Origin of the sequence: Methanoculleus sp. MH98A (assembly GCF_000691865.1) — an archaeon.
Taxonomy (GTDB): Archaea; Halobacteriota; Methanomicrobia; order Methanomicrobiales; family Methanoculleaceae; genus Methanoculleus.
The window spans coordinates 1-4,732 of sequence record NZ_JMIO01000108.1 but is presented as its reverse complement, the minus strand read 5'-3'; the positions used below and the strand labels follow the sequence as shown (position 1 = coordinate 4,732).

5 protein-coding genes are annotated in these 4,732 nt (G+C 56.4%); 3 read left to right on the top strand and 2 right to left on the bottom strand.

Going from position 1 to position 4,732, the window contains the following annotated elements:
* The coding region (locus EI28_RS15030; RefSeq protein ID WP_231476793.1) for a hypothetical protein at positions 1-355 on the top strand (355 nt) is incomplete at its 5' end.
* Positions 356-440: 85 nt separating this feature from the next.
* On the opposite strand, the gene EI28_RS11515 is transcribed toward EI28_RS15030, so the two are convergent.
* On the bottom strand, positions 441-869 hold the full coding sequence (locus tag EI28_RS11515) for a DUF365 domain-containing protein (RefSeq protein ID WP_048114990.1): 429 nt from the start codon (positions 867-869) through the stop codon (positions 441-443).
* 3 nt (positions 870-872) lie between these two features.
* A complete protein-coding gene (locus tag EI28_RS11510) occupies positions 873-1,322 on the bottom strand; it encodes an EVE domain-containing protein (protein WP_048114988.1) in 450 nt (149 codons plus the stop codon).
* A 121-nt stretch (positions 1,323-1,443) separates the two neighbouring features.
* Here EI28_RS11510 and EI28_RS11505 point away from each other — a divergent pair, with 121 nt between their 5' ends.
* Together EI28_RS11505 and EI28_RS14140 are read left to right on the top strand one after the other, a co-directional pair.
* Positions 1,444-3,768, top strand: coding sequence for an N-6 DNA methylase (locus EI28_RS11505; RefSeq protein WP_048114986.1), 2,325 nt, complete (start codon positions 1,444-1,446; stop codon positions 3,766-3,768).
* Positions 3,761-4,732: restriction endonuclease subunit S (locus EI28_RS14140; protein WP_155937391.1), on the top strand; the 972-nt coding region annotated here is incomplete at its 3' end. The genes EI28_RS11505 and EI28_RS14140, both read left to right, overlap by 8 nt.

Below are 4,732 nucleotides of genomic sequence, written 5' to 3'. Positions count from 1 at the left end.
TCATTGCGGTGAATGCAATATCGGTGGGGGACTTTTCTGTGGTGGATGCGGAAACCTTATCCACATACCACGAATTCTGACGTACCTTGAAAAATTCATCGAATTTAAGGCTCCACAAGCAGTTCATAAATCCGAAAACATCGAGAGCATCTTTGCCTGCGAGTTCGAACGACAACCCTTTGGTTATCGCTATACGGCCATGCACCGTGTGGGAACCGGCGATCTCGCTATCAGGTTTTGTGGATGCTCAACTTGCAAGCGCTTGCAAGGCGAGATAGCGGATTACTTTGTTGCATTTGAGGCAGCATACAACCCCGTAAAGCCCTATAAATACCCGCCCAGGAATAGGCCCTAGATGTGTGGGATCAGAAGCGCGAGATTGCAACTAATCTCAGTCCGGTATATCGATTTTCGGATATCATCTATGAGTTCTATGAGTTTCACTCCCGCAGATACCTTCCCCCGACCGGCACAAACCGCTCCGGCTTCTTCACCGTATCATACTCCCGGATACCCTCAAGTTCGAGCGCCATCCAGGGCCGCTTTCGGGGAACCTCCTTCCTTACCCGAACCCCCTGCCACCGCTCCTGGTTCTCGACGTAGGCTTTGGCCTCCTCTTTCGTCAGGAAGACCGCGTCGCCGAAGGTCTCGAAGAACGCGAGAGGGTTATCGTTGATGACGATCCGCTTGATCGTCGCCTCCCCGACGTAGCCGGTATCCTCGTGGGACTGGTAGAAGACGAGTTTCATGCCGCTACGGAGTTCTTTGAAGACGGTGGCGGGTTTGATGAAGACGGTCTTGCCGTCTTTGAAGAAGCGCGGGATGTACTTCTTCGGCACGGGGAAGGTGACGCCGGTGATCTCGGACATCGGTTATACCTCCACTCCGGCGCGTTTGAGGATGAGCTGATAATCCACCTCGGGGATCTCGCGCATGGCTATGCGGAGGTGACCGCTCCACATCGTTTTGTTCGTGATGAATTTGAGGTCTTGAATCAGCGGCTTGAACTCCAGCGGCTCGGCAAAGACCGCGACCGGCTTGACCCTCATGCGGAAGGGGAAGACCTCGTCGCCCATCTGCGGCGGGGTGATGAAGAGGCGGGAGTGGTCTTCGTAGGGTTCGGAGGCGACTTCGTAGGCTCCGGTTATTGCTGAGGGAAGGATCATGTCGTCCTCTTTCTCCTGCCGGACGTACACGAGTATCGTATCGCCGGGCTTCACCCGGTGCATGAGGGTTTTGTTGCGCTTTGGGACGCCCCAGATGTGCTTCTTTTCGAGGATCTTCTGGTTGTCGCGGTTGGAGGAGGCGATCCAGTGGGTCATACAAAGAAATTCAAACGCTCGTATAAAAAACCTCTTGAAGCCAGTGGATAATTGTATCTTCTGTAAAAGAGGAGATCTCTAGCAACAATCCCGCGACAACGACCGGGAACTATGGGAGGGTATAGCCACGGTAAAACTCACGCTTCAACAACTCGAATCTCACCTCTTCGCCGCCGCAGACATCCTCCGGGGGAACATGGATGCCTCGGAGTTCAAGGTCTATATATTTGGGATGCTCTTTCTGCGTCGGCTCTCCGACCAGTTCGAGGAACGCCGCGAAGAGGTTGTCCGGTCCTGGAAAGAGCGGGGGAAATCCGAAGCCGAGGCCGAAGAGCTCGCCGAAGACCCGGATGAGTACACGTTCTACGTCCCGCAACGCGCCCGGTGGTCGGAGATCAAGGATCTGAAGACGGATATCGGCAATAGTCTCAACAAGGCGCTCCATGCGCTTGAGGAAGATAACCCGGATAAGCTGGAGGGTGTTCTCAAGCACATCAATTATAATGCGACGATCGGGAGAACCCGTCTCTCGGACGCAAAACTCCAGGCGTTCATCCATCACTTCAACAAGTACCGGCTCCGGAACGAAGATTTTGAATTCCCCGATATGCTCGGCGCCGCGTATGAATATCTGATCAAATTCTTTGCAGATTCGGCGGGGAAGAAGGGTGGGGAGTTTTACACTCCGGCAAATGTGGTTCGGCTGATGGTGCTGCTCATGGCACCGCAGGAAGGTATGCGGGTCTATGATCCGACCTGCGGGTCGGGGGGCATGCTGATCCAGTCGAAGAGTTACGTCGAGGAGCAGGGGCAGGACGCCCGCAACCTCTCGCTCTTTGGGCAGGAGAGCAACGGCGGAACATGGTCGATCTGCAAGATGAATATGATCCTGCACGGGGTAAACGACGCCGACATCCGGAACGAGGATACCATCGCCCGACCGCAGCATACGGACGGGGGCGAACTGATGCACTTCGACCGGGTGCTTGCAAATCCTCCTTTCTCTCAAAACTACACACGGGCGGGGATGGAGCATCCGGAGCGGTTTGTGTACGGATTTGCCCCGGAGAGCGGGAAGAAGGCCGACCTGATGTTCGCCCAGCATATGGTTGCGAGCCTGAACGCCCGGGGGAAGATGGCGACGGTCATGCCGCACGGGGTTCTCTTCCGGGGCGGTGCCGAGAAGGAGATCCGGCGGGGGATGGTGGAGGACGACATCGTCGAGGCTGTTGTCGGCCTGCCGCCGGCACTCTTCTACGGGACGGGCATTCCGGCGTGCATCCTGGTGATAAACAGGGACAAGCCGCCGGAGCTTGCCGGGAAGATCCTCTTCATCAACGCCGACGCGGAGTACGGCGAGGGGAAGGCGCAGAACCACCTGCGCCCCGAGGATATTGAGAAGATCGCGCAGGTCTACCACCACCGCGAGGAGGTGCCGAAGTACTCCCGGATCGTGAGCGTCAAGGAGGTTGCGGCGCAGGACTACAACCTGAATATCCGCAGATACGTGGATAATTCTCCCGAACCCGAGCCGCACGATGTCCGGGCACACCTCTTCGGCGGAGTGCCGCGCTCTGAAGCGGCGGCGAAGGCGGCGGCCTTCGCCCGGTATGCGCTGGACGGTACGGTGCTGCTCCGGGAGCGGGACGATACATACCTCGAGTTCGTGCCGGAGGTTACGGCGAAAGAGGATATCCGGAAGGTCATTGAAGCAGACAGCGGCGTCGTCGGCGTCGAGGCGGAGATGCGCCGCCGGCTTGCAGCCTGGTGGGAGGAGCGGCTGCCGCGGCTTGAGGCGTTTTCCGAGTCGAACAACCTCTTCGCCCTCCGGCAGGAGTTCCTCGCGTCGCTGAAGGACGCCCTCGTACCGGTGGGGCTGCTGGACACCTACCAGGTGGCCGGGGTCTTCGTGAACTGGTGGGTCGACTCGCAGTACGACCTGAAGGCAATCCGGTCGACGGGCTGGACCTCCTCGATCCTCGCCGACGATACGCTGCTCGGGACGAGCGAGGGGGCAGCCCTCCTTGAGCGACTGGATGCCGCCGAGGACAGGCTCCTCAGCCTGGAGGCGGAGATGGCGGAACTTCAGGGCGAGCCGGAGGACGAGGACGAAGTCCCGGATACGGCGGAGTTGAAGGCGTTGAACCGCAGGATCGCCGCCCAGAAGAAGGCGGTGAAGGCCGTCGAAGAGGAGCGGGGGGCTCTCATCGAACGGCTCCGGGCAACCCTTCCCGAGGACAAGGTACGGGGTCTGATACTCTCCCAGCTCTATGACTGCCTGGCCGCCGGGCTGGAGCGCTATCTGACCCAATCCCGGCAGGAACTTGTGGCAATCTACGAGAACTGGTGGGATAAGTACCGGGTGACCGCCCGCGAGATCGAGGCGGAGCGGGACGCGGCGAAGGAGCGGCTGGACGGTTACCTGCGGGAGCTCGGGTATGAGTGATTCTTGTCATCCTGATGATTGGCCTATTGCCACACTAGGAGAGAAATGCCGGATAGAAATTGGTGGGACACCAGCACGCAAAGATGCTCGCTTTTGGGCAGATGATGACGACGGTTATCCTTGGGTGGCGATCTCCGATCTAGGTTCTAAATGGATTTTTCAGACCACTGAGAAAATAACAAAATCTGGCATTAAAAATAGTAATGTCAAACTTGTGCCAAAGGGCACAGTTTTGATGAGTTTCAAACTGACGCTGGGTCGGGTAGGCATTGCTAGTATTGATTTATATACAAATGAAGCAATTGCCGCCTTTTATCCGAATTCTCCAGATATTGTAAGTGCTTGGCTCTATTATTCCTTACCTGGAATTGCGCAAGGGGGGTGTGCCGAACAAGCAATAAAAGGTCAAACTCTGAATAAAGCAAAGTTACAAAAATTGTTGTTGCGACTTCCCCCCGCAGAAGAACAGCGCCGCATCGCCGCCGTCCTCTCCACCATCGACGAGGCGATCGAGAAGACCGAAGCGCTGATCGACAAACTCCGGCAGGTGAAGGCGGGGCTGATGCAGGACCTGCTCACGAAGGGCATCGACGAGGAGGGCAGAGTGCGGAGCGAGGAGACGCATGCGTTCAAGGACTCGGAGATCGGGCGGGTGCCGGTGGAGTGGGAGATCTCAAGTATTGGGCAAGTCGCAACATTTGTTGGCAGTGGAATCACTCCCAGCGGCGGAAGTAGAGTATATAAAGCGAACGGCATTCCATTCTTGAGGAGCCAGAATATCCACGTCGGTGGTCTAAGATTGGATAATGTAGCCTGCATTGATGAAAAAATCCATAATAGTATGCAGAGAACAAAACTTCAACCCTATGACGTCTTATTGAACATCACTGGTGCATCAATAGGGAGATGCACCTTTGTTCCTCAAGATTTTGGTGAAGGTAATGTTAATCAGCATGTTTGCATA

Coding starts and splice junctions, on each gene's coding strand:
- EI28_RS11515 (WP_048114990.1), bottom strand. CDS start 869: ATGTCCGAGATCACCGGCGTCACCTTCCCCGTGCCGAAGAAGTACATC.
- EI28_RS11510 (WP_048114988.1), bottom strand. CDS start 1,322: ATGACCCACTGGATCGCCTCCTCCAACCGCGACAACCAGAAGATCCTC.